General features: G+C 40.1%; 19 protein-coding genes. 17 read left to right on the top strand and 2 right to left on the bottom strand.

From position 1 onward, the window contains the following. The first annotated feature begins 361 nt into the window (after positions 1–361). From G7074_RS25765 to G7074_RS25745, 5 genes are all read left to right on the top strand, one after another. Positions 362–2341, top strand: a complete 1980-nt coding sequence (locus G7074_RS25765) for a TlpA disulfide reductase family protein (protein WP_166212114.1) — start codon at positions 362–364, stop codon at positions 2339–2341. A 632-nt stretch (positions 2342–2973) separates the two neighbouring features. Continuing rightward, positions 2974–3303 (top strand): hypothetical protein, encoded by a 330-nt coding sequence (locus G7074_RS25760; protein ID WP_166212111.1) that lies wholly within the window; start codon positions 2974–2976, stop codon positions 3301–3303. A gap of 158 nt (positions 3304–3461) precedes the next feature. Then, positions 3462–4229, top strand: coding sequence for a hypothetical protein (locus G7074_RS25755; protein ID WP_166212108.1), 768 nt, complete (start codon positions 3462–3464; stop codon positions 4227–4229). Next, a complete protein-coding gene (locus G7074_RS25750) occupies positions 4226–5002 on the top strand; it encodes a hypothetical protein (protein WP_166212105.1) in 777 nt (258 codons plus the stop codon). Before G7074_RS25755 ends, G7074_RS25750 begins: the two co-directional genes overlap by 4 nt. Before the next feature lie 54 nt (positions 5003–5056). Further along, positions 5057–5389: a DUF5990 family protein gene (locus tag G7074_RS25745; protein WP_124558487.1), complete on the top strand. Its 333-nt coding sequence runs from the start codon at positions 5057–5059 to the stop codon at positions 5387–5389. Positions 5390–6253: 864 nt separating this feature from the next. On the opposite strand, the gene G7074_RS25740 is transcribed toward G7074_RS25745, so the two are convergent. Further along, complete coding sequence (locus G7074_RS25740; protein ID WP_124558486.1) at positions 6254–8068, bottom strand: phospholipase D-like domain-containing protein; 1815 nt, start codon at positions 8066–8068, stop codon at positions 6254–6256. Between the two features lie 489 nt (positions 8069–8557). On the opposite strand from G7074_RS25740, the gene G7074_RS25735 reads away from it, so the two are divergent. Next, entirely contained in the window at positions 8558–9622 is a 1065-nt protein-coding gene (locus G7074_RS25735; protein ID WP_124558485.1) for a serine hydrolase, read from the top strand. Positions 9623–10124: 502 nt separating this feature from the next. Here G7074_RS25735 and G7074_RS25730 read toward each other — a convergent pair. Next, positions 10125–10865 carry an ankyrin repeat domain-containing protein gene (locus G7074_RS25730; RefSeq protein ID WP_124558484.1) on the bottom strand — a complete coding sequence of 247 codons (741 nt, stop codon included), beginning with the start codon at positions 10863–10865 and terminating at the stop codon, positions 10125–10127. Positions 10866–11085: 220 nt separating this feature from the next. On the opposite strand from G7074_RS25730, the gene G7074_RS25725 reads away from it, so the two are divergent. The 11 genes from G7074_RS25725 (at position 11086) to G7074_RS25675 (ending at position 26184) form a co-directional block, all read left to right on the top strand. After that, on the top strand, positions 11086–11784 hold the full coding sequence (locus G7074_RS25725; RefSeq protein ID WP_124558483.1) for a DUF1826 domain-containing protein: 699 nt from the start codon (positions 11086–11088) through the stop codon (positions 11782–11784). 280 nt (positions 11785–12064) lie between these two features. Beyond that, positions 12065–12631 carry an RNA polymerase sigma-70 factor gene (locus G7074_RS25720; RefSeq protein ID WP_124558482.1) on the top strand — a complete coding sequence of 189 codons (567 nt, stop codon included), beginning with the start codon at positions 12065–12067 and terminating at the stop codon, positions 12629–12631. Positions 12632–12702: 71 nt separating this feature from the next. Further along, positions 12703–13812 (top strand): FecR family protein, encoded by a 1110-nt coding sequence (locus tag G7074_RS25715; RefSeq protein ID WP_124558481.1) that lies wholly within the window; start codon positions 12703–12705, stop codon positions 13810–13812. A gap of 143 nt (positions 13813–13955) precedes the next feature. Then, on the top strand, positions 13956–17327 hold the full coding sequence (locus G7074_RS25710) for a SusC/RagA family TonB-linked outer membrane protein (protein ID WP_166212102.1): 3372 nt from the start codon (positions 13956–13958) through the stop codon (positions 17325–17327). A gap of 10 nt (positions 17328–17337) precedes the next feature. Continuing rightward, on the top strand, positions 17338–18795 hold the full coding sequence (locus G7074_RS25705) for a RagB/SusD family nutrient uptake outer membrane protein (RefSeq protein WP_166212099.1): 1458 nt from the start codon (positions 17338–17340) through the stop codon (positions 18793–18795). Between the two features lie 9 nt (positions 18796–18804). Next, complete coding sequence (locus tag G7074_RS25700) at positions 18805–19578, top strand: DUF4843 domain-containing protein (protein WP_124558478.1); 774 nt, start codon at positions 18805–18807, stop codon at positions 19576–19578. Between the two features lie 17 nt (positions 19579–19595). Further along, positions 19596–21146 carry a PKD-like family lipoprotein gene (locus G7074_RS25695; RefSeq protein WP_124558477.1) on the top strand — a complete coding sequence of 517 codons (1551 nt, stop codon included), beginning with the start codon at positions 19596–19598 and terminating at the stop codon, positions 21144–21146. Between the two features lie 81 nt (positions 21147–21227). Beyond that, positions 21228–22610 carry a TlpA disulfide reductase family protein gene (locus tag G7074_RS25690; RefSeq protein WP_124558476.1) on the top strand — a complete coding sequence of 461 codons (1383 nt, stop codon included), beginning with the start codon at positions 21228–21230 and terminating at the stop codon, positions 22608–22610. Positions 22611–22667: 57 nt separating this feature from the next. Then, positions 22668–23855 (top strand): TlpA disulfide reductase family protein, encoded by a 1188-nt coding sequence (locus tag G7074_RS25685; RefSeq protein ID WP_166212096.1) that lies wholly within the window; start codon positions 22668–22670, stop codon positions 23853–23855. Positions 23856–23865: 10 nt separating this feature from the next. Further along, positions 23866–25044 carry an aspartyl protease family protein gene (locus G7074_RS25680; RefSeq protein ID WP_166212093.1) on the top strand — a complete coding sequence of 393 codons (1179 nt, stop codon included), beginning with the start codon at positions 23866–23868 and terminating at the stop codon, positions 25042–25044. Positions 25045–25047: 3 nt separating this feature from the next. Beyond that, on the top strand, positions 25048–26184 hold the full coding sequence (locus G7074_RS25675; RefSeq protein WP_166212090.1) for a thioredoxin family protein: 1137 nt from the start codon (positions 25048–25050) through the stop codon (positions 26182–26184). The last annotated feature ends 21 nt before the right edge of the window (positions 26185–26205 follow it).

The following is a 26205-nucleotide window of genomic DNA, read 5'->3' as shown; positions in this document are numbered from 1 at the left end:
AAAAAGGGTTGTTTAGCTACATTAGTAGAAGACACCATGTTGGTACATATTATTATTATAAGAAGGAAACAAGGTTCAGTAAATGGAAGTTTGCTTATTTAGTCTTTAGAGTATGTAAGAGATGCGCTATAAAATTTTCTTATTATAGTTTTATGTCAATAGGCCCTATAAAATATCCTATTTCACCACCTCCATTTTACGACTTAGTCCCCTGTTTTTAATTTGATGAATAGCTAAATTTAGATCAAAGTATAACGTAGCAGGGGTAAGGGGTTATTCAGATAAATATAACTTTCGCGGATATATTAAATCTGATTATTTGATACACTGCTATTCTTTTATCCTGTGTAAATTACGCTCTATGATTAAGAAAATTTTTATATGCCTGTTTTTAGTATTGCAGGGTTTTACTTCGTTTTCAAAAACGATACTCCCTGCGCAGCTATTTGCGAATTGGTTATCTCCAAAAACTAATGAATGGAAGTTCTGTTTTACAGATAATTATGCCATTGCTGAGGGTAAATTCTGGAACTATAGGCTAAAGAGCCAAAAGAAAAATAAGCTTGTACTCGTTCTGAGCTACCAAAAGATGGAACGTGAACTGTTTATCACTTTGATTGACCAAAATACGATCAGGATCGGCAACAATTTCCAATCTCAAGCAGTATACACAAAAAAATATAACGAACAACCCGATTTTGGTAATTACGAGCGTAGAGGTTTTCAACTGCCAGTGATCAAGCCTGGCTCTGTCCATCTTAGTGGGGTGCTTAATGGTTATGACCGTCAAAAATCTGGTTATCAGTTTATCTCACTTAATATAAATGGTTTGTTAGATGAAGAGCAACAGTCGTATCCTATTAAAGTGGACAGTTTAGGGAGGTTTGAACTTAATTTCGTGTTGGATAATCCCCAGGAGGTAATGCTTAAGTATGGTGATATGCTGGCAGGTTTTTACGCTGTACCGGGGCATCGGCAAATGATTGCTATCAATACCGGGATAAAAGCACCAGGCTCATTTGAGGAATTTTTGGCTTTTATCGGTAGGAGGCAAGATTTACTGTTTATGGGACAGGATGCTCTTTTGAACAGCGAGATGAATAATTTTTATCCCAGGATAATGAAATTAATGGAGCCTGGTGTAAATAAAGATAAGCAAGGGACGCTTGATCAGGACAGCTATAAAAAATATCAGCTGCAGAAACAAAAAAGAATGCTTAATAGTCTTTTAACGTATAGCCAGTTACATCATTCGAGCAAGAAATTTTCGCAATACTTCAAGCAATTTATCACTTACCAAATAGCTGATGATTTACTGAGGTATAGTTGGCTTAACGGAAGCAAATACCTTAGTAAGGATTATTTGGCCTTTCTAAAAACGCTGAAAATAAACGAGCAAATAAATGTTATAACGACCAATTATATAAGCGTACTGCGTGAATTAAGTAGGGGGATCAACCTCATGTCCTATAAAATCACTGCTCCTTCAAGTGCAACCGTAATAGTAAAAGCCAGAGCACTCGGGTACCAGTTAACGCCAAGGCAAGAGGAATTAGCTCGCAAAGCGGTCGTTATCGCAAAAGGACTGGATACAATTTTTATTCAACAGGAAATTGAAGGGATAAAAGATGAACTGCTGGTGAGGGCTTTGTATGCTGGCGCAAAAAGTGCAATTGATAAGCAGAAGGAAGACAACATTATCAGGTTCAACCAGGAGTTTGGTATTACTGCCAGAAGCTTCGTGGGTAAGCTTCTTAAAGCGCAGGTAGTATTTGCTACAATAACTGATAAAGGAGGGCTCTCTTCAAGGGAATTAAGCAAAGCAGTAGCAGAAATTGGATCGGCTACATTGGTATCTGTCCTTGTCAGGCATAATCAAAGTGAAGTATCTAAAAATAGTGAGGATTTTCCCTTATCTACCAATGTGTTGTCTGCTATGGCAGCAAACACCGAACAGTTATTGGAGAAGTTAGTTGAAAAATACAAAGGTAAAGTGGTATACGTAGACTTCTGGGCGCCCTGGTGTGGTCCGTGCATGGGCCAGATGTCATCAAGCCATGAGTTGAAGAAAGAATTGGATGGATTGGATGTTGTATTCCTATATCTTGGTGTGAACTGTTCTGAAGAATCCTGGAGTAAAACAATCAAAGAAAATAATATCACTGGTGAACATTATTTGTTGAGTAAAGATGAATTTACACTACTTAGCGGAAGGTTTCAAATTGGTGGAATTCCCCGCTATATGTTGGTAGATAAGCAAGGTAAGATCGTGGACGAAAATGCCAAACTACCAAGTCAAAAAATGGAACTTTTGAAAGAGATCAATGTGTTGGTTAATTAGATGAGCCAAAAGAGGAATGTTTCTTTATAATGAGGACATCCATAATCACTTCAGATGTGAAAATCGATCCTTCTGGCAGCTAGTGCACTGAATGTAATTAGCTACCAGTATAAAACCGGGTATAGCATGAATCGAGGTAGAATGAACCTCCCTTTTAAGTCATCGATAAAAACGGGATATCAATCAATAGGGATATGAAAACTACTGCAGTTATATTTATAGGATGATTATGGGAAATAAATTTTTAATTGCCTTAATATTATTAATCAGCACGGGGAAATCCAATGGCCAGCAGGGGTTTTACAGAGCTATGGATATCAAATTATTGAGCCTGGGTTACTCTGCGGTATTTCAGCTATCAGGCGCTGGATTCCGGATCAGAGGCCAGGGCCCGTTCCTGTTTCGGGCAGGGGTTAAATACTGAACTAATGGGGTACTGGGTCTTTTAAATTGTTATATTTGATCTTATGTACCAACGTTTTTCAAATATTTGTGTGGCACCCTTAGCCTTTTGCTTTTCTATATTGTCCCTAGCGGTTACAGGGCCCTGCTCTTCACGCTTATCATTATTGACCACTATGATCACCAGCTGGTGATCTGATTTGTATTACAACTGATTATAACTTTTTTATATGTTTATTAAACGCTCCAATTTGTTCTTTTTGATTAAAAAATCATCCCTTCCAGCTACCCTGTTATTATTGACGGCTTCGCTGTTTGGCTGTAAGGAAAAGCTTCAGGCTCCCGACAATAACCAGACCGAACCACAGGTTGCTGTAGTGAGTACAGTGGCCGGTAAATATATTCCCGGGGATGTATTGTTAACCTCGACATCAGGTATGGTGGTCAGCAGTAACGGGAATCTATTTGTTACTGATTACTTAAGACATTGTATTCGTAAAATTTCGCCCGAAGGAAGTGTCAGTGTATTTGCAGGCAGTGCCTCGGGAACCGAGGGCTAAAAAACGGTAAAGGACTTGAGGCGCGTTTCTACCATCCTCAGGATATAGCGCTTGATCCCCAGGGTAACCTCCTGGTAACCGATGGTAACAGTATAATCAGGAAGATCGATATGGATGGCAATGTGACCAGTTTTGCAGGAAATGGTAAGCTAGCGGTAGTGGACGGATCCTCAGAAAATGCTTCTTTTACCTTTCCATACAGTATAGCAGTCAATTCCAGGGGCGAGGTTTACGTTGTTGATTTCGATAGTGAAATCAGAAAGATCGACCTGAATGGTAACGTGACTACCTTTGCCGGCTCGACCCAGCGTGGTTATAAGGACGGCCTTGGCACTGCTGCCCGGTTTGAGGGGCGCCTAAACCTGGCCTTTGATAAAAATGATGTACTATATGTATCAGACCAGGTGAACCAGCGGATACGAAAAGTTGAGGCAAATGGTTTAGTCTCCACCGTGGCAGGTTCAGGCGCTGCCGGGATGACAAATGGGCTTGGTACAGCAGCCAGTTTTAATGCTCCCTTTGGGATGACATTTGACGCTGCGGGTAACCTGTATGTGGCCGAATTGTCAAACCATGTTATCAGAAAGATCAGTCCCTCAGGGCTTGTGTCAACTTATTGCGGGAATGGGATAAAGGGAAATAATAATGGCCAGGCCGCAGCAGCATCCTTTGACCGCCCTGTTGTGCTCTGTTATGATGATAAACGGGGACTTTATGTTGTCGAACCGGAGAGGCGTACGATAAGAAAGGTGCTTCCTACCGGTGAGGTGGTGCCGTTTTGTGGCGATGTGACCCCAGTCGATGGTCCGGCGCTCGGTGTGTATTTCGCCCGTCCGGATGGTATTGTCCTGGATAAACAGGGGAATATTTATGTGTCCGATATGGATAACAATATGATCAGGAAGATCAGCACTTCGGGCAGGTGAGCCTGCTTGCCGGGCATGTTATAGCGGGCTTTCAGGATGGAGCAGGAGGCAATGCGAGGTTCGCAGCTCCCATGGGCTTGGCAATCAATGATAAGGGTGAGATCTTTGTTGCCGACAAGAACAATTCGGCCTTAAGAAAGATCTCCTCCTCTGGGGTGGTCAGTAAAGTGACGGGAGACTTAAAACGGCCCAGTATAGTAGCAGTTGATAAAACTGGTAACATCTATTGTAATGATCTCTCTTCCAGTTATCTCTATAAACTAAACCCCGGTGGGGTAATTTTGGAATTAGCCAACGCTTGGGGTACCTCTGGTAACGGCTGGTTCTGGTACAATCCCTCCGGGATCATTGTGGATGCTAAGGGCTATATCTACGTGGCAGATACTGATAACCATACCATCTGCAAGTCGGTTAATGAGGGAATGTATTTTTCGCTTTTGGCTGGAAGAAGGGGCTATGGGAACTTTTCGCTGTCAGGCAATTCAAACGGGACTGCAGATGTCGCTACTTTTAACAGGCCTAAAGGAATTGTGATGGACGGGGTAGGCAATATCTTCGTAGCCGATTCGGATAACCATCTGATCCGTAAGATCAGTCCTACAGGAATGGTTACCACCATTGCGGGGTCGGGGGTAGCGGGCTATGCTGACGGAGTGGCGCTTGCTGCCAGATTTAATCACCCAAGTGGGCTTGCGCTCAATTCGGATGGAACCGCATTGTATGTGACCGATCAGGACAATAACCTGGTGAGGAAAATTGTGCTGGATAAATAATGCGGTACAACTCAATGCAATCACTAATTTAGTTCAGTGGATTATCCTTTTGTTATGAATACGGAACTACAACTCAAGATTACTTTACGCTCGCCTACACCGGGGGTAGACTTTGCGCTGCAAAAAGGATCAGGCAATAGCTGGCAGAGCATTCAGAAACAAAATGTATCTTCAAGTGATATCAGCTTTCTGTTTTTGGTAGGTATAAAAGGGGAGCGGGGGAGGGATCAAGAGCCCAAGCTTTCCGGGCCTTTTGTACAGGGGGCTGCAGGTGGGAAATTTGTGTATATCGGTATAGGGACTTATGTGGGGCAAATAGGTACGGTATGGAGCAGGCGTTTAAAGGTACCCCTTTCAGCTATCAGCTGGGATATGGTGGATAAGTGAGGGGCTGATGCTAAACTGGTATTGGCTACAGTTGTACCCGGTACAGGGAGGGACTGGGGAGTTGATTGGTTTGGGGGGATTGGTTGGTGGTGAGAGGTTAAGGAAAGTTATTAGGGGGTAGTAAAGGTGTATTGTTTGTAGGGTTTGGTTTGTGGTACGGCTTGTTGGTTTGGTGTTGTTGCTATGTTTTTTTTTGATCCTGGTATTAGCACAGGATTGACCACCAAAAGTGGGGAAGAACCAGTTTCATTGAAATACGCAACCCAACCACAAAATAGATAGAACGCATAACCGCTAAATTGATTATCAAGGCTATACTGCCAAAGGACATACTGCATACGATGAACTCTATCTGGCAGAGTTTAGCAGAGTGGGTAACTATACCTTACCCACAATTGTTAAATTCACCTCGGTAGCGGATAAAGAATTTATCCAGCCAAGAATTGTAACTAAAATTGACTATGAGTTGAAGTAATGATTTTGGAGGTTACCTTAATGTAGTGCTGAATTATTGCAGCAAATTTCGGACAACACAGATCTGTCCGAAAATTGAAGAATAATAATCCTCGCCTAAACTAATATTGATAAATAGACTCGCTGCGAAGTGTTATTGATCTGCTTTTTTAACAGGCCAATGGTCTAAAACATTGTTTTGCAAATTAATCTTTTTACCATTGTAATACAGTGAAACAGCCTGAAAAATGCTGTTTAGTATTTGCGTATTTTTCGGTTTAATTTGTTTATTTACAGTAATTTGTGATTTCTGTATCGGAGCGTAATGGTGAACGATAAAACCGAACTGGTTTTTAAACTCAGCCGGAATCTGATCTGATTACCTTCACCATTATTCCCAAACGTGCCCGGTTAGATTTTGGCCTGTAACCAGAAGTTTAACTGGGCATTTTTAATATTCCCTTCCGCATCAAAATACTTGTCCATCCACAATTCAGGCTTGTCTTTGAGTAAAAAGTCGGCGTAATTGCTGTTCTTTTTAAAGAAATAGCGGGCAGAAAAATGATCATAAACATCTAAAATATGCGTGGTATAAGCCAGGGCCAGTTTATTATTGCCTTTGATGATCGCCAGGTTTTCATCATTATCATACGATGCCTTGTGTCCCAGGTTATGGCTGCCGGTAATGACCACACAATCTTCTGAAAAAGGGTCAATCACCATCACCTTATCATGGATGATGGCAAAGCCGGCGTTGAGCATTTCCTTAATCCAACCCTCCGGAATTTTTTTGCCATCGAAAGCTTCAGCACCGAAAACCCGATAATCCTGCTTAATGGGTGTTTTATCACCATCGGCCTTTTTTGGTGGAACCATACCCTTCAGGTCATAATAGAAACCTTCAGACGCAGATTTATTGGTTACGCAGCCCCGCACAAACAGGTGCTTGTTTTGCTTTAATGCTAAAGCAGACCAATTAGCAATTGAAGGCGAACCAGGATAAAATGCGAGGAATAAAATCGAATGCTTAGCCGCATTGATACACTTAACTACTGCCTCCATATCCACCGGCCTGAGTTCATTTGCATTGTTCGATCTTGCCTTTGGTGTATTGGGAGAAAACCAGCTCTGCAGGGTATGCTCACCAATCGATAAACTTTCTCCCTTAGCACACCAGCTGCGCAAAACGCTTCCCTGCAGGTTTTTAGCAATACCCGATGCTGCATCATTATCCAACACCAGCTGTTTCCAATAATCCATATACCGCCCGGCCAGCGCCGGATCCTCAATAATCATTGTATTATTAGTTTGAGTACATAAACCTGTAGAAGTCCAGTTGGTGGAGCCAAAGAGTACCGATTTTGGTTTATCGTTTTTATCGGTATACACCAAAAATTTATTGTGCCCGATATGGTTTTCCGGCATCACCCTGTCATATACCTCCGCACCAACTGTTTTCAATTCAGCGCGAACCTCATCATTGTGGTCAACCGTGATTTGTGGATATTTTAGTACGCCATTTTTATCCGGTTTTTTGGGCTTACTTGTATCGTCTATTTTGCCTCTGGAATTAGATAAAACAATATTCAGGCTGGTTTTTAAAGCCTTCAGCAATTCAATCAGTTCCGGATCACCTAATTCATACAAAGCCGCATAAATTTTTCCTTCATCTTTTGCTTTATCCAAAAAACCGGTAATCGCTTCCACCATATCGCCCGACAGGCTTTCCCTTAACACATCCTTTCCCTTATAGTCCGCAACCCGTTTCAGAAGCCCGCCTTTTTCAGGTTCATCGGTCAGCGCTTTGGAGATCCTTTGCGTAGAGATCAACCCCCGGTTAAAATAAGCCGACATGTTACTGCCCACATTCGCCGTGATTTCCACCTCATTGGAGATGATGATCGGCAGCTCGCTCATTTCCACCAGCTCGCCGGGTTTGCCTTTCAGCGGAACGATCTTATACCGAAACTTCCGGTTACCGGTTTTCTCCCCAATCCGCCTTGCATCCACATCTTTCCAGTAAAATTTTTGAATAGGGAAGTCCCTTGTTGTCTGTCCTTTTTCAATTTTGTAGCCCTTAAAGACAGAAAAACTCGATAAGGCAGTTTCTACATTTTTGTTATCAATCCGGTAGATGGCGAAACCCATACAGCCAACAGGTTTTTTTCCGAAACTCCAGGCAATGGTGATAACATCATTGTTGGAAAAAGCGATTGCGTTTTGCATTTATTTAGATTTTTGTGTTTTTGATCAAGCTAATCCCATACGCTAATACCCCTTTTAAGCATATTCTAATTTAAACATTTTACTGCATCAATTCCTATACTCAATTCTTGGTATTAAATGGAATATAAATCCATTATTCTAATGGAAATGAAGAGCTGATTATATGGTTTGAGAGAATAGATACCTGGTCATTTCTGTAAAAGGGAGCCTATAATCTATTACTAAGCTGCATAAAATTAAACCTTTAAGGCTGTCTGGAGCGATGGATTACAAGTTCGAATGGTCGTCAATATCGAGTTATACGCTGTAGATGCTGCAAGCTTATAAAAAGAACAGCTTGATTGGAAAAACGATGAGTGAAATTATCCAATCTTTTTTGGCCAATCCTTTTCAGAAGATCCGTTCTTGAGATAAGAACATCACCGCTGTAACAACTGCGACCGTAACATTTATTTTGTGTACGAAATATTTCGTATATTAGCGTGTGTTATGAAAAATATAGCCATACTGATTTATTTCTTATTTACATGTGTTTGCAGCTTTGCACAAAGCAGCGACAATCCGATGAGATCGCCAGTCGATTCTGCGGTAGCTAAACTAATGGCTACATATATGAAGGAGGGGAAGCGGGTAGGTATTTCGATTGGTGTCAATTATAAAGGAAAATCCTATACCTATAATTACGGCGAAACAGCACCGGGATCTAAAAAACTTCCCAGCAGTACTTCCATCTACGAGATCGGCTCAATTACCAAGACCTTTACGGGCCTGCTCATCGCCCATGCGATTACGGAGGGAAAAATGTCTCTTAACGATGATATCCGTAAATTCCTTCCTGGCAATTTTCCAAATCTCCAGTATAAAAACGACGATCCGGTAAAGATCGGCTATCTATTGGCGCATACTGCCCAGTTTCCCAACAGTTTTGGCAACCCAATAGAAACATCCGCTTTTCTGGATTCTCTTCATCATGTAAAGCTTGATTCCATAAAATCTTTTCATTATGCTTATTCAAATGTCGGTTATCAACTGCTTGGATTAATCTTGGAAAAGATTTATCAAAAAACCTATTATCAGCTCATTAGCCAGCATATCGTTTCTCCCTTAGGCATGGCCCGAACGGCTCTTTCCTACAGGGTAAAGTATGCTAAAGAGCAACTTAGTGGATACGGTACAAATAGAGCAGCGGTTGGTAATATGCCCTGCACCCTTCCAGGGGCGGGAAGTCTTCACTCTTCTGTAAGCGATATGCTCAAGTACCTTCGGTATCAGAACACCGAGAACAATCCCGCACTCAAGCTAAGCCACCGGATCACAGTTGGGGACATAGATAACGGAGCGCACGCCTTTCAATGGGAGATCGGGAAGACCTGGAACTGGGATCAGTACCTTAGAGTGGATGGAGGGACAGATGGCTTTCGCAGTTTCTGCCTCATCTATCCGCTCACCCAAATTGAAATTGTTATTCTTTCAAACCAAAAAGACGACTCGGCCGGCAGTGGACTCTATAGCGTGGCCAGCGGTATATATAAAGTAGTAAAGGAAATCAAATAAATGTAAAACATTAGCCCAAAAACAGGTTGTTAAAGCATTAAAAGTGATGTGAAAAACAAACATCTTATTTTTCGCTCGGCGGTTATTACTAATGTTCGATGCTGCTCCCTTTTTTCGATAAAGGAAAAATTGTTCCATGCAACCATGTCTGAGAATGCTGTTTGAAAAATAAAGTGATTGGATATATTTGGGTCAATCTTTAAGATACCTTAATGTATCCTAAAGTGCTGTCATCTGGCTGCCAAATTAAGGGTAAGTCCGCAGTGAGTCCGTGTATAGTCCGCATTTTTATACTCAAATGCGGACTTACTACGGACTTACCTCGGAGCTATAGTATATCAGGATGCCAGATGGTATGCATTAGCCTGCCACAAACATGCGGTTATCTGGCTATTTTTGATAGTATAGCTAATGCTGTTAGAAAGTGGCCGGTATTATTAGCGTAGCATTAAACTGCTATATTGTACCACCTTTTTCTTAGGGTTAAGCCAAATATATAGTACTAATGGAGATAAGCATTAGGAATATTGCCGGGCACATAACTAATACCATACGCAGCTTTAAGTAACCTGCAAACAACATCCATAATTGTTTTTTCCTCCCGATGCATTTGTGGAAGTAATCCCATCATTGCATAACTAAGTGGATTTACCGCTGCAATAAGTGTTTCCCAGGGATAGCCTTTGCCCCAAATTAGGCCCGGAACGGTGGTTTGAAGATCAGCAGATTTAGAAAGTAAGTACTCCATCATATCTTGTGACTGGTTAGCATTTTGATTAACCGTATGAAAAATAGGAGTTTGACCACCGAAACCCCACGCATCGATTCCTGCTTTGGTATTTACATCGGCACCATATCGAAACAAAACTTTTGCACAAGACAGGTGGTTAAACTCAGCGCAGATATGCAATAAGTTAACTTCAAACAAAGGCGTGTAAGCGCAACGCAAGGTATAACTTGCTTTAACCAATTCCGGATGTTTGCAGAGTTCATCTTCCAGCAATTCATCATCATCAGAAAGTACAGCCAATAATGCCTGGTTTTCGAGCTTTAATCCGGCAGTAATAAACGCCCTCACACAATCTTTAAATCTAGGCGTTCTGGTATACTCACTGGTTAACTCCTCTATTAGTGGCTTCCCATTGAAAAAATCATTAGGATTAACTCCATTTGCAAAACATTCCTCAATGCCACTTACAGAGTGACATTCAATATCACCGATCAATTTTTCTAAATAATCCATATTCATCAATTAACCAATAGCAATCCAGCCACCACAGCAAGCAATCGGCCTATTAAAGTTAGCACATTGTTCGAGCTGTTTTACTGGCTGCTAAATATTTATTCGCCATATCCTAATAAAAGAATTACCTCATGATTTACAAATAATGCTGCTATTTTTGCCCTGGTAAATAAAATTTTTACCAAATAGCACTTCTCATTCAAACTGATTGCTAAAATACATGAACGATAAATTTTCAGACAACAATCAAATTGAAATTGTTGCCAGCTTTTCTGAACTGGTAAATACCAATTTTCAGGGAGATACCAATGCCATGTGCTGGCACAGAAATTTAGCTGGAGATTTTAAAGAAGTTGTGACTAAACTCCAGTTGGAGCAGGATATCACAGTGGTTCTTCCCGAAAACCTTTTATCGTTGCAACTTTCTGAAGAGGGGAGTATGGCTAGGAGAATTATTCTAAATGACCTAAAATTATTAACTGATTTTGGTGCATCTCCTTCGCTCAACCTGATTAAAAGTTACCAGCGTGATGAAGAGCTGGATTTCATTTCAACCGATGTTTATTCTTATCATGTAGACCGGTCGCCCGTTGCAACTGACACTTTTTTATGTACATATTATGGTGCTGCAGGTGATATAATACCGAATCATCAGGTAGAACAAAAAGTTTTAATACCAGAAATCCGCGAAAAGCTTAAAGCATTACATGAAGGACCGGAAGCAGGATTTGAAACTTTTTTAGCAGAATATTATTTTGACCTGCATTATCAGCCGAAAAACAATGCAAAGCCGGTAAATTTAGGTCTGGGGCATCTTTGGAAATTGGCAGTCGATCATCCCGAACAAAAAGTTTTACCCTGTGTTCACCGTGCGCCAGTAGAAAATGAAGGTGAGTACCGGCTACTGCTGATTTGTTAAACAGCTGCTTGCGCTAAGAATAACAGTTTTAGATCCTGTTTTTATTAAAAAAAATATATTGCTTATACCGGGATTGTTTTTTGCTGTGATGCCCTTTATAAGCTCGTTTGCAATTTTGCGCATTATATTTTTTGGTTAAAATGGTAAGCTGAACAATTTTATTTCAATAACTAAAAATTGAGTTGTTTTGAAAACTTGCGAGTTTGTTACGATAAAACTATTTTTGGATTATCTTCCCTTAACAAACTTATTACCAAACATAAAAATCAAAAAAGAAACGATGTTCGATTACGGAGCACTGCCTGATGACGATCTCTATTTGCTCTTGAAAAACGACGACTCAATGGCGTACACGATAATTTACCATCGTTATTTTGATACGCTTTATGTGCATGCCGCCAATAAATTGAAAGATAAAGATGAAGCCAAGGATGTGGTGCAGGAAATTTTTGTCAATTTATGGAATAACCGAACCGCAATAAACATCACCACAAACTTTAAATCCTATTTGTACGTATCGATAAGGAACAAGGTATTAGACCGGATTTCCCATCAACAGGTGGCCAGCAGGTATGCCGATTCGTTACAGCATTTTATCATCAGCAACCAATGTGTTACCGATCATCTGGTTCGGGAAAGACAACTTACGCGGATAATTGACGATCAGATTGCACAATTGCCGGATAAAATGCGCGCTATTTTTGAATTAAGCAGAAGAGAAAGTTTATCGCACAAAGAAATTGCCCATAAACTGAATATTTCCGAATTAACTGTGAAAAAACAAGTAGCCAACGCAGTTAAAATTCTCAGAAGTAAACTAAGTGTTAACTTTTTTTTAATTTTTTAATTTTTTTCTACTCCCTCTCTTCCAGTTAGCCGTCGTAGTTATAATTAAGGATAAAAAATCCTTTTGTATCTATGAAACAACATCAAGCTAACGATCTTTTTAACAAATACCAGCAAGGCAAATGCACCGAAGAGGAGCTGAGCCTGTTAGAGAGCTGGTATAATTTACCCGAATCAGAACCTCTTGCATTTAACGCCGATGAAATATTAAAGGCGAAGGCTGAGGTTTGGCAAAAACTTCCACTACACCAACCTAAGAAAACAATAAAACTATGGCGTACAGTAGGTATTGCTGCATCTTTACTGCTCGCAATAAGTATTGGTTTTGTGGTGTTTTCCCAGCGAAACAAAGCCGGACAGGATTTAACGGCAAGTAACGATATTAAACCCGGAGGGAAAAATGCTACCCTAAAATTAGCCGATGGGCGCGAAATTATCCTGAACAATCTGGCTACAGGTGAAGTATTGCAGCAGGAAGGCCTTAAAATTACCAAAACCGCAAACGGACAATTAATTTATACGGTACAAGGTTCTGCAGATCATGAGGCATTGGCTTTTAACAGCATCAGCACGCCACTTGGCGGTACCTATCAGGTTATTCTGCCCGATGGGACCAAGGTTTGGCTAAATTCTGCTTCATCATTAAAATACCCAACGGCATTTAAAGATAACAAGAGAGAAGTTGAACTTGTTGGTGAAGGTTATTTTGAAGTTGCGCACAATGCACAGAAACCTTTTCACGTAATTACAAAAACGCAGGATATAGCTGTACTGGGTACACATTTTAATTTATCGGCTTATCCCGACGATGATTTTGCAAAAACTACCCTTTACGAAGGAAAGGTTGAGGTTCGTGCACAAGACCAGGTGGTGGTGCTCAAACCAAACGAGCAGGCAGTGTTACAGGGCGGGAAACTTTTAGTTAAACAGATTGATAACGAAGGCGATTTAGCCTGGAAAAACAACGAATTTTCTTTCTCCAGCGAACGTTTAGGCGAAATATTGAAAAAATTAGGCAGGTGGTATGATGTAGAGTTCGAATGTCCGAAAGATTTAGAGAACCTCGAATTTGGCGGATATATCAGCAGAGATAAAAGCTTAAAACAGGCATTAAACATGATTGATCAGGAGGGCACAGTTCATTTTAAAATAGAAGGGAGGAAGATTACCGCTATGAAGTAAATTTTACCAGCTTCAGATCAAAAAAAAGGATCAGAGCATTGCAGTGCCCTGATCCCTAAACTCTTGCAGGAGTCGATTTTTTTTGGATCTGTGAAAATAGAATAAACCATTTATCATTTCTTAGACCAAACCCAAACAAACAAATGTATGAAATTTTACATAACATTTATCGGGTAAAATATGCCCGTTTAAATGCTCGTATTTTACTCAAAGTGAAGTTAATAACCTTTATCATCATCGCTACATTCTTACAGGTGAGCGCTTCAAGCTTCGCCCAGATAAGCTTGCGTGAAGAAAATGCTTCGCTGGAACAGGTTATACAAAAAATCAGAAAACAAACCGGATACGATTTTTTTTATAACTCTGCTGCTATTAAAAGAGCTAAACCAGTTACTGTTTCTTTAGAAAATGTTTCTATAAACAAGGCGCTGGAAGCTTGCTTTGCCGGACAACCGCTGGTTTACCGGGTAGAAGAAAAATCTATTATTATCCAGGCACACCGCGAAATGGTAGTTGCAGCTATTTTGGTAACCGGTAAAGTAGTGGATGAAAAAGGGCAGCCTATTCCCGGGGCTTTAATTAGGGTAAAAGGCACCAATGGCATAAGGCCTGTTGCTACCGATGCGAACGGTCAGTTTACAATCCTGGTACCTGATGAAACGGAGACTTTATTGGTGAGCTATATTGGCTATAGAGTAGAAGAAGTTTCGATTAAGAATAAAAAATCGCCTTTCACTATCAAACTTTCATCAGCTACTAAGGATTTGGAAGAAGTAAGGGTAATTAACACAGGGCTATTTAAAAAATCAGTTGAGAGCTTTACCGGAGCCTCAACTATGATTACAGCTAAAGACCTGGCCGATAATGGTAACAGAAACCTGATTTCTACTTTGCGTAACATCGACCCGGCTTTTAATATTATCGAAAGCAATGCCTTTGGATCTAATCCTAACCGTTTGCCCGAAATCCAGATTCGTGGTAACTCGAGTATTCCAAATGTAGGCGAATTACAAGATCAGGCCAGGGCCGAACTTAACACCCCATTAATCATTTTAGATGGTTTTCAATCTACCTTACAAAAATTGTACGATATGAATGAAAACGAGGTAGAATCGATCACCATTTTAAAAGATGCTGCAGCTACTTCCATGTATGGTTCGAGAGGTTCAAACGGTGTGATTGTAATCATGACCAAAGCTCCACGACCCGGAAAACTACGCTTATCACTACGATCAGATGTTAATTTTGAAGCGGCTGATTTGAGCGGTTACAGCTTGTTAAAGGCTGCTGATAAATTAGAACTGGAGCGCATTGCCGGCTATTATAACAATGCAAGGGCAGAAATTGACCTACCCTTAAAAAGATATTACAATTTCTTGCTTAACGAGGTAAACAGTGGCGTAGAAACCGACTGGATGGCTTTGCCCGTAAGAAATGAATTGGGACAAAGACATTTCCTTAAAGTAGAAGGTGGCGATAACGCATTCAGATATTCAGCCTCAGGTCAGTTAAATGATATTCAGGGGGTAATGAAAGGCTCATCGCGCCGTACCTTTAACGGTAATATTACTTTGGCTTATATCTATAAAAATTTAAGGTTCAGAAACAATCTTCAAATTCAGCAAAGCAACTCACAGGAATCGCCTTACGGCACTTTTAGCACTTATGTGGCCATGAACCCATATTGGAGGCCTTACGATGCAAATGGAAATGTTTTGAAGTTTCTCGGCGATCCGGGCAATACCGATTATGTAAATTATTGGGGAACTCTGCCTACCAACCCTTTATATAACGCTACACTAAAAACTTTTGATAAGAGTGCTACCAACGAATTGATTAACAATACCATGGTAGAGTGGAACCTGGTTAAAGATTTGGTATTAAGAGCGCAATTGGGTTTAACCAAAGGTACTACACAAAGTGATGCTTTCAGACCTGCAGAACATACTGCATTTGCCAATTATACTACTGATAATATCTTTAGAAAAGGTGATTACAACTATGGAATCAGAAATAGTTTTGGTTACGATGGCTCTTTAAATTTAGCTTACACGAAGATGCTTGGCCTTAAGCACCTCATTAGTGCTGGTGCCGATTATAACATCCGTCAGTCTAAATCATCATCCTACAATTTTTTAGCTGAAGGTTTTCCTAATGCCAATTTCGATTTTGTATCTATGGCATTACAATATGCCAAAGATGGTAAACCCAGCGGAACCGAAAGCCTGACACGCTCAATAGGACTCACCGGAAACGTAAACTATATTTACGATAATAAGTATTTTGTTGATGCTTCATTGCGTGTTGATGGGTCATCTCAGTTTGGAAGTAAAAAACGTTTTGCTCCGTTTTGGTCAGCTGGTGCCGGATGGAATTTGCACAACGAAGCTTTCTTAAAAGGTAACAGATATGTAAACCGGTTAAAATTACGTGGTTCGGTAGGTATTACCGGCGCGCAAAACTTTAACGCTTACCAGGCTTTATCTACTTACCAGTATTATACCAACGAAAGATACTACAACTGGATGGGATCTTACTTAATAGGCTTAGGAAATGACGAGCTAAAATGGCAGCAAACGGAAAAATATAACATCGGTGTTGATGCAGAATTTTTAGACAGGCGACTTCGCTTTACAGGTGATTATTATATTGAAACCACTAAAGATCTGGTTTCATCGGTTAACTTGCCGGCATCGAGCGGATTTACCAGCTATGTAGATAATATTGGCCGTTTACGTAACAATGGTTACGAGCTAAAAGCTACAGGTTTTATCTTAAACAATCCTAAATCAGTTATCTGGAGTGTTTCTGCAGCATTATTGCACAATAAAAATAAAATTGTAGAAACTTCAAAGGCGTTAAAAGATGCCCAGGCCGCCACGCTTAACGGTAACAGCGACCCAGGTACCCTTTACATCGAAGGTTATTCGAGTAATGCCATATGGGTTGTACCTTCTTTAGGTATCGATCCGAGTACCGGAAAAGAATTGTATTTGGGTAAAGATGGTCAGCCAACCTATACCTGGAAAGCTACTGATATTGTTGCGGTTGGTTCAAGAGATCCTAAATTTTTCGGAAACTTCAGTACCATGATCCGCTATAAGGATTTTGCAATCAATACGTCGTTTAGATATACCGTTGGTGGGCAGCAATATAATAGAACACTGGTTGACCGGGTAGAACTTACTAATTACAAGAATAATGTAGATAGCAGGGTGTTTTACAGCCGCTGGCAAAACCCGGGCGATGTTGCCGCTTTTAAAGGCTTGCTGGTAACTACACCAACTTACAAATCTTCTAGGTTTGTGCAGGATGAAAATACGTTGGTATTACAGAACATTAATTTTCAGTACAATTTATCCAACAAAGAGTGGTTAAAGAAAATGAAACTGGAAAGCTTAAACCTAACCGTTAACGCTTCTGAGCCAATGTACCTGTCAACTATTCGCAGAGAAAGAGGAACCGATTATCCTTTTTCAAGACAGTTCTCCATGAGTCTAAGTGCTACATTCTAAACTTATAGCAATGAAAAAAATTAATTACATATTAATCGCTGTGTTTCTAACCGGGATACTTTTCTCATCATGCAAAAAGTACCTTACGGTAAACCCAAAGACACAAATGCCACAGAATATACTTTTCGATACTGAAGGTGGCTTTAAGGATGCACTTACGGGTGTTTATATCCAAATGAAAAGTAGCAGTACCTACGGTTCGGCTTTAACCCAAACAACGATTGAAAACCTGGTTTCAAGCTGGGATGTTACCTCAAACGCTACAGATCAGCGTTTAGGCTTGTTTAACTATACCGATGGAGGTGTTCAAATTAGTTTTGAAGCCATTTGGGGGCAGCAATACAAAACCATCGCGAGTGTTAATGCCATATTGGGGCAAATTGATGCCAGAAAAGACGTGTTTAAAACACAAGGTTTATACGAATTGGTAAAAGGAGAGTGTTTGGCCATCAGGGCTTATCTGCATTTCGATATGCTTCGCCTGTTTGGCCCTATACCTACCGCAACAACCGGTGCAGCATCAATGCCTTATGCTACAATAGTATCGACCACCCCGGTTGAGAAAATTTCTTATACCGCATTTCAAAATGCCTTATATAAAGATTTAACTGATGCAGAAAACTTAATGAAAGATATCGATCCGTTAACAAAATATAGTGTTGCCCAGGTTAAAAGCCCTGGACTTACATCAGGTTTTAATCCAAGCGATACTTTTTTTGCTTACCGTTACCTGCGTATGAATTATTATGCAGTGAAAGCTTTGCAAGCCAGAACTTACCTGTGGTTTAATGAAACAGCAAAAGCTTACGAGTGCGCCAAAGCGGTAATTGATGTGAAAAATACCGATGGTACTCCGAAATTTAAACTGGGTGCAGCTACCGATTTTTCCAATAAGGACTTTGTGCTTACTGCTGAGCATGTTTTCGGTTTATACGATTTCGATATGTTTAATAAGTATAACAACAACTATGCTGCCGGAATACTTAAAAAAGGTACTGCAGAAACAACCATCAAAACCCAGTTGTACGGTAATACCGGTACCGATATCAGAGAGAGTAACCTTTGGGAACTGGTTACTTTAGGCAACGGTTCTAAATGTTATATCACCAAAAAATATCAGGTAGTGGCCAATACAGCCGTAACAGCTGCAACAGATTTTAAGCAAATCCCAATGATTCGTTTGAGTGAATTGTATTTAATCGCTGCAGAAGCTGCTCCATATGCAGAAGGGGTAGAATACCTGAAAACATTCAGAACTGCCCGCAACATTGGTACCATGGCTACGCCTGCTAACCCTTCGGCATTGCAAACCGAAATTATTAAAGAGTACCGCAAAGAGTTTTATGCAGAAGGTCAGGGCTTTTACAACTATAAACGCCTTAATGTACCTAAAGCAAGTTTCTTATTTGTACCCTCGGCAGCAACAGTCAATTATTTGATCCCTATCCCAAAAACTGAAGCTATTTAATATAACACCATGAGAAAATTATTTTACCTGGTATTGCTAATAGCTGTAGCAGCTGTTAGCTCATGCAAACAAGATCAGTATTATTTGTTTAACGACATAGGTAGGGTACAATTTGGGCCTGAGCCGAACCGGATATATACCACCTCTTACGATCTTGTAGATACACTAAAGCCTTATACGTTTTATTACAAAGATGCAACCGTACTGCAGGATACCATTTACTTTGATATTTATGCCATCGGTGGAACCACCAAAACCGATAGGGCTTTTACGCTCGAACAGGAGCAGATTCCTAACGCAGTAAACGCGGTTGCAGGTACCCATTATGTGGCCTTTAACGATCCGAAGGTGAGCAAATTTTATGTAATCAAGGCTGGTACGGTACATACCCGTGTACCGGTAATTGTTTTGCGCGATGCCAGTTTAAAAACAAACACACCCAAGTTAAAATTTAAAATTACGGCCAATGCCGATTTCCAGCTGGGTGAACAAAATAAACTCTGGCGAAAAATTGAAGTTACCGATCGTTTAAGCCAGCCGGCCCAATGGACAGCATCTTTTACCCAGTATTATTTTGGTAAATACAGTGTGGTAAAACATAGCTTCCTGATCAATAGCTCAGGCGAGAAATGGGATAACGATTTTATCAACAACCTCTATGCCGTAGGCGGTTTGCTGAGTTATTATCAGATTACCATGAAAACCGCATTAATCAACTATAACAATGCACATCCCGGCGCGCCATTGGTTGATGAATTTGGCGAAGTAGTAGTTTTTCCTTAACCATTAAAAATTAAAAGATGAAAAATCTATGGATATACGTTATGGTCGTAATGGCTATGATGACTGCCTGCAAAAAAGATCACAGTAATTATGATTATAAAACGGGTGAAAAAATAACGGTTAAAGGCATCGAATCGAGTTATACCTTAATTTCAGAACTTGATCGTTTAACCTTAACACCAGAGGTAAGCTCAACAGAGCCAAATGCACAATTTGAATATTTATGGGGTATATACGAAACCAATGTTCAGGGATCGGCTCCGGTGTTGGATACGCTGGCTAAAACCAAAGACCTTAACTACCTGATTAAGCAGGCTGCAAAAGGCTGGGTCCTGGTTTACCGCGTTACCAATAAAACTACCGGTTATTCGCAGTACATTAATGTGCCGGTAAATGTGGTAACCGAATTTACAAGGGGTTGGTATGTGGCCAAAGATGATGGTACACAATCAGACCTCGATTTATTTTTAACCCCAACCAGTATTGTGCCCGTAGGTAAAAGAGAGAATCTTTACAGTAGCATTAACGGTAGTAAGTTACCCGGACAGGCCAATTTGCTTAGTTTTCTTTCAGCCTATAAATCAACGGTTACGGGTACTTTAGGTAATACCCGCACATTGGTTTTATCAACCGATAAAGACGTGGCCACGGTTAATGTAAATACCCTGAAGAAAATCTTTACGCTTGATAATTTGCTTTTTGATGCGCCTACAGTTAAAGGGCCTTGCCAGGTTTTTCCAGGTGGAGGTAGTGCTTATTACCTAATCAATGGCGGGAATGTACACTCCATTGTTAATATCTCGGCTAATATTGGCAAGTTTGGCGGAAGGTTTTTAAAAGACGCCAGCAATACGCCTTACAGCATATCTAAGTATTTCATGTCTAACACGAGTAGTAATGCCTACTTTTTCGACGAAACTTCAAGTACGTTTTTTGGAATTGGCAGTGGCTATGGAACTGCACTTTCAAGCATTAGCGATGTAACAGGTACTTCGATGAGTGCAAGCAATAATAATCAGAAATTATTGTATATGGGGCTAAAATCAGGCACCTATCTGCCATCACCTGCATTACGATATGTATTTTCCGGGTGTGCAGTATTTCAGGATAAGAGCAACTCATCAAATAAAACCTTATCCAATATTGATATCGATGGCTATACGATGAAGTTAACCAATACTTCGTTAACTACTGCCGATCAGTTGTACAACGGTGCCAACATGACTTTAATGTATGGTCAGGAGAATTTAATGTATTTCTCTGTAGGTGGTAATCAGGTATGGAGCCGGAATTTGAGTAACAATTTCGAAAAACTGGAATATACTGTGCCTGCAGGCGAGCAGATTACTTTTATCCGCCACAAAACAGGAGCAGAAACCGGGTATGCTTACAACTACATTATGTTAGGTTCTAAAATTAACGGAACCTACAAAATCCGCATGTTTAACAAAGCCTCAGGTAGTATTTCGGGTAATCCGGTAGCTACCCTCGAAGGAACTGGTACGGCTAAAGACATATTGTACATCTCGCCATCCGTTTCCGAATCTACAAATACAATTCAATGGTAGAATGTTTAATGGGTGCCTGTAACCAGGGCACCCTGTTAAACTGCCATTTAAATAACCACAAATAAACAAAACATCGAAAAAATGATTAAAAAAACTTTAAGCACCACGCTTGCCCTGGTAGCAATTGCGTTGGCGGGTTTAGCACAGCAACCCGTTCAGGTTAAAGGCGAATTGAAACGCCCTAACCGCCCAAATGTTAAACTTTTTAAAGTAGCCAATGGCCGAACTGTAGAGATTGCAAATGCTGCCGTAAGTGAAGGTAAAAAGTTTGGCTTTACCTTTTACCCGGATTATGAAGGAGTTTATGTAATTGGAACAGGTAATGAACTGTCGCCAAATGAAAACTATACTTTCTATTTTAAAGGGGGCGAACAGCTTGATATTACACTTGCGGATACGACCTATACACTAAACGGAAAACTTAACTCCAAAGAAAATATGGTAATGAAACAATGGAACGAATTAACCAATCCGTTGTATCAGAAAGCCATCAATTTTATGGGTAAGAACAGTACGTTTATGGATTATTTTCCTCAGCAGGAAGCCATTGTAGCCAAAGCCAAAACATTTTTAAACGGAAAAGCTACCGGTAATGCGAAGTTCGATAAACAAATGAAAGATATTATTGAACTGGATTTGGCCAACTACGCTACTAATTTTTTAAATACACCACGTTCTGCACATCCTGGTGTAGAAGAATACAGCGACTTTTATAGCACACTTAAGGCCAATGAAATGGGTAAGAGCGCTCAAAAGATTTACAACTATCCATATGGCATGCGCGTATTATCAGCATTAGTTGGTGTAAATATGCGTCAGGATAAAAAGCCATACAAACCAGGCATTGAAGGTTTAGAAACTTATACCACCTATGTGCCAAACGATACCTTAAAAGGTGAACTGGTGTTAGAAAACCTGGCCAGATATAAAAGCCACGACGAGTACAAAGCAGTGGCCGATCATTTCGAAAAATACATTGTAACCAAAGCACAAAAAGAAAAAAATAATGCTTTAATAACACCACTTCTTTCTTACAAACCTGGTACCGATGCTTTACAGTTTAGTTATCCTGATAAAACAGGAAAAGATGTTTCTTTTGCAAGTTTAAAAGGGAAAGTGGTATTGGTTGATGTTTGGGCAACTTGGTGTGGTCCGTGTAGAGCTGAATTTCCGCACCTTAAACAACTCGAAAAAGATATCGAGGGACAGCCTATTCAAGTAGTAAGCATTTCTACTGATGCCGATAAAGACAAAGAGAAATGGTTGAAAATGATTAAAGATGAAAATTTAGGAGGTATGCAGTTGTTTGCAGGTCAGAATAACGAATTCTCTAAATATTATAAAGTAAATACCATTCCAAGATTTTTAGTGTTTGATAAAAAAGGAAAAATTGTAAGTGTCGATTCAGCACGTCCTTCAGATCCTAAATTGAAAGAACTTTTGTTGGCAGAAGCTGCAAAATAAATCGTTCCGAAGGGTAGGACTAATCAGTGCTACCCTTTAAATCAAAACATTTAAACTATGAAAACACTAAAAAATTGGTGTACGGGCATTGCCATGCTTTTGGTTTCGCAGGCACTTTATGCAAAACAGGATAGTATCCACATTAGTGGGAGCCTGAAAGGCCTTAAAGAAAACAGCGTAAGGGTAAGCTTTGCAGATGATGCCGGTCAAAATATTTTTTTTAAAGCTACTGCCGTTAACGATGTTTTTACCATTACGGTGCCCAAACAAAAAGTTCCTGTTGTTGCGCGAATGGATGTTGGGATAAAAAGAGATCTTTCTGCCATTGTTGATGGTAAAAGTGTTGGCAACCCAGCTCCGCCACTCGATCTGTTTATCTACAATCAGGATATTAACTTAACCGGCGATGCATTGTTGGTACAATTTGCCGATGTAAAAGGCGATCAGGAAAATAACATCTTCAACAGTTATAAGCAAAGCGTTAGAGCAGAGGAGCGTAGAACTTACCTGATCTATAACAATCTGTTTAATGCCCAGTACCATGGCGAAAAACTCGAAGCAACAACAGAAATGCTGCAGGAAGAGGCAGGTGTTAATTTTAAGAAAATCAGAGACAAGCAGAAAAGCTTTGTAGCACAACATCCCGAGGCCTTTGCATCTGTATTTTTATTGAGCCGAATGCAGAATATTTATACAGCTGATGGTTATACACAGGCTTTTAACGGTTTGGCTGCTAAATATAAAGACCACCCTATGGCATCAGGAATAAAAAGCTACCTGAAAAAAGTAAGTAACTCTTTGGCTGGCTCACCAACTGTCAATTTCGAAAGAAAAGATAAAGCAGGAAAACTGATTCGCCTGGCCGATTATAAAGGGAAAGCCGTACTTCTCGATTTTTGGGGCAGCTGGTGCGGTCCGTGCAGGGCCAGTCACCCACACCTGAAAGCGCTTTATGAGCAATACAAAAAAGATGGATTCGAAATTATAGGCATTGCTCAGGAAAGGGGTAAAAGCTTAACCGAAGCCCAGGCAGCCTGGACAAAAGCCATAGCCGAGGATGGAATTAACTGGGTTCATATCCTCAATATGGATGGAATTGAAAAGCAAGACCTGGTAAAAGATTATAATGTAATGGCTTTCCCGACCAAGATATTGGTTGGCAAAGATGGAAAAGTGCTTTTAAGAATTACGGCAAGTGCTACAGATGATATAGACCAGGCTTTGGCAAAAATATACGGACATTAAGCAAACTCCAATGAAATTTAAACTTACCCTATTTATTTTGCTGATGAGCTGTTTTACCCTGATGGTAAACGCGCAGCAAAATAAACCCGTAACAACCATCCCTTTTGAGATGGTACACGGCTCTATTGTTTTAAAAGTTAAGCTAAATAACCACAACAGGGTTTTTAAACTCCTTTTCGATACCGGTGCAGATGGCATGGCGCTTGAGAAAACACTTGCTGATAGCATTGGGCTTAAAATTACGCGAAGCAACAATGCTTCTGTAGTTGGAGGCTCCATGAAAATTGATATTTCTGGTGATAATGATGTTACCATGGAAAACGGATTTGTGTTGAAACACCAGCCTATTGCTGTATTCCCGCAAACCGGGAAAGATTTAGATGGCATTATTGGCAATACCATGACCAGGAGTTATATCACCCAGATCGATTTCAACAAAAAAGAACTTTCCCTTTATAATTTTGAAGGATATGAATACGAAAAAGGAGGGACTGTAGTGCCAGTTACTATTCCTTCAGGTGTATTCATTATACCTGGCAATGTAGAAATTGTTGCGGGGAAATCGAGCACTGGTAACTTTGTGTTCGATACCGGAGCTTCGTATAACCTGATTTGTTTCAAGCCCTTTGTAAAACAGAACCGTTTATTGGTAAGTGGCTTTACCTCAGAATATCCTGCCAGTACTGTAAGTATGGGCATTGCCTCGCCAACCTTTAATGGCAAGGCAAGCAGCTTCTCTTTTACCAATATGCCCGTAATAAAAGAAATGCCTGTTACTTTAATGGCTGGCGGCGGTCAAAATGAAAACTGGAGTCCGGGTTTCGATGGCTCTATAGGTATGGGGATTATTTCCAGATATAATTTTACCATCAACAGAAAGAAAAACGAGATCTATTTTATGCCAAATCACACCTACGTATACCCGCAGAGTTTTACATTAGGTAGTTATTTATTGGGTTTTAACTTAAACGGACAGTTAGAGATAATCAGTTCAATCAGGCAACTGCCACCAAATGAAACACAGCTCGAAAAAGGTACTTTAATTACCCAGATTAACGGAACCAATACAGCCGATTTACTTAAAAATACTAAGAAACTGGAACAGCTGAAAAAACTGCCGGCCAACAGCCCCTTAACTTTTAGCTATACTGCGGGGGATACCAAAAAGGATATTACATTAACCAAATAAAACATGAAAAATATAAAATATTACCTCTTAGCCTGTTTGTTTGCCTGTACTTTAGGTACCAGGGCACAAACTTATCAAAGCGCACTAAAACAAGCCAAGGAAGAAAACAAGCTAATTTTTATAGATTGTTACTTTACTGGCTGTATTCCCTGTGCACAAATGGATGAAGATGTGTTTCCTAATGCTGCTGTGAAAGCGGCAATGGCGAAAGATTTTGTAATGCTTAAAGTTGATATTTTTAAAGACAAATTGGGCGATACTTTAAAAGTACAGCACATTTTAAATGGGTTTCCTACTTTTTTAGTGCTTAACGCAAAAGGAGAGTTGATTAGCAATAACTCAGGTTACAAAGATCCGGGCGATTTGATCGGACTCTTAGCTGATGCAAAGCAAAAACAGCTACAAAATAAAAGTTTAAAAGGCTATTCCGCAACATTTAAAGAAAGCGATTACCCAGCCTTTTATCACGAATTTGCAAAGACCCGCAAAGGCATAACCGAGCAGATTATTGCAACCTATGCGGATAGCTTAAAGGATATGAAGGTTACAAATGCCCTGATGCCCTTTTTAATTTCAAGGATAAGTCCAGCCAAACTGAATGAGGCAATATTAAATGACTATAAAGCTTACCAGGCACTTTATGGCGAGGCAGTTGTACAGGCATTGGTTGACAAAGCTTTGCTTCAAAAAATGGAGCAACAATTAAAAACCGATAAAGGCGCAGAAGCATTTACACAATTTTTAAAAAGCTACGAAGGCAAGTTCCCTGCCAATATCTGGAAAATTAACCTGCAAACGCTAAGCGATCGTTACTATTTGGGGATACAGAAAGATACAGTAGGCTATTTGAAGTTCGCTATTCAACACCCCGTATTGTACCAATATCATTTCTCCGCATTATACAGCAGGTTATTATCGAAAAAACAATTGACAGGCGAAACAGGTCAGTTGTTTGGCAAATGGGCCGATGCCATTATAAATGAGGATAGCAGTTTGGAGTTAATTAAAACTGCAGCAAATCTGAATAAAGCCATTAAAAACGAGCAGAACTACAAGAAATTTATGCAGATGGCCATTGCCAGAGCTAAAAAATACCAGATGCCAACCACGAGCCTGGAGCAGGAAATGGCCGCGAGGTAAAGATATTATCAGTTTGGAATT

Source organism: Pedobacter sp. HDW13, assembly GCF_011303555.1.
Classification (GTDB): Bacteria; Bacteroidota; Bacteroidia; order Sphingobacteriales; family Sphingobacteriaceae; genus Pedobacter.
The sequence above is the reverse complement of the archived record's forward strand: the minus strand, read 5'-3'. Positions and strand labels throughout refer to the sequence as shown.

Bases quoted from the DNA above. Each gene is read 5' to 3' on its own strand.
- G7074_RS25765 (WP_166212114.1), top strand. From the start codon at position 362: ATGATTAAGAAAATTTTTATATGCCTGTTTTTAGTATTGCAGGGTTTT.
- G7074_RS25760 (WP_166212111.1), top strand. From the start codon at position 2,974: ATGTTTATTAAACGCTCCAATTTGTTCTTTTTGATTAAAAAATCATCC.
- G7074_RS25745 (WP_124558487.1), top strand. From the start codon at position 5,057: ATGAATACGGAACTACAACTCAAGATTACTTTACGCTCGCCTACACCG.
- G7074_RS25740 (WP_124558486.1), bottom strand. From the start codon at position 8,068: ATGCAAAACGCAATCGCTTTTTCCAACAATGATGTTATCACCATTGCC.
- G7074_RS25735 (WP_124558485.1), top strand. From the start codon at position 8,558: ATGAAAAATATAGCCATACTGATTTATTTCTTATTTACATGTGTTTGC.
- G7074_RS25730 (WP_124558484.1), bottom strand. From the start codon at position 10,865: ATGGATTATTTAGAAAAATTGATCGGTGATATTGAATGTCACTCTGTA.
- G7074_RS25725 (WP_124558483.1), top strand. From the start codon at position 11,086: ATGAACGATAAATTTTCAGACAACAATCAAATTGAAATTGTTGCCAGC.
- G7074_RS25720 (WP_124558482.1), top strand. From the start codon at position 12,065: ATGTTCGATTACGGAGCACTGCCTGATGACGATCTCTATTTGCTCTTG.
- G7074_RS25715 (WP_124558481.1), top strand. From the start codon at position 12,703: ATGAAACAACATCAAGCTAACGATCTTTTTAACAAATACCAGCAAGGC.
- G7074_RS25710 (WP_166212102.1), top strand. From the start codon at position 13,956: ATGTATGAAATTTTACATAACATTTATCGGGTAAAATATGCCCGTTTA.
- G7074_RS25705 (WP_166212099.1), top strand. From the start codon at position 17,338: ATGAAAAAAATTAATTACATATTAATCGCTGTGTTTCTAACCGGGATA.
- G7074_RS25700 (WP_124558478.1), top strand. From the start codon at position 18,805: ATGAGAAAATTATTTTACCTGGTATTGCTAATAGCTGTAGCAGCTGTT.
- G7074_RS25695 (WP_124558477.1), top strand. From the start codon at position 19,596: ATGAAAAATCTATGGATATACGTTATGGTCGTAATGGCTATGATGACT.
- G7074_RS25690 (WP_124558476.1), top strand. From the start codon at position 21,228: ATGATTAAAAAAACTTTAAGCACCACGCTTGCCCTGGTAGCAATTGCG.
- G7074_RS25685 (WP_166212096.1), top strand. From the start codon at position 22,668: ATGAAAACACTAAAAAATTGGTGTACGGGCATTGCCATGCTTTTGGTT.
- G7074_RS25680 (WP_166212093.1), top strand. From the start codon at position 23,866: ATGAAATTTAAACTTACCCTATTTATTTTGCTGATGAGCTGTTTTACC.
- G7074_RS25675 (WP_166212090.1), top strand. From the start codon at position 25,048: ATGAAAAATATAAAATATTACCTCTTAGCCTGTTTGTTTGCCTGTACT.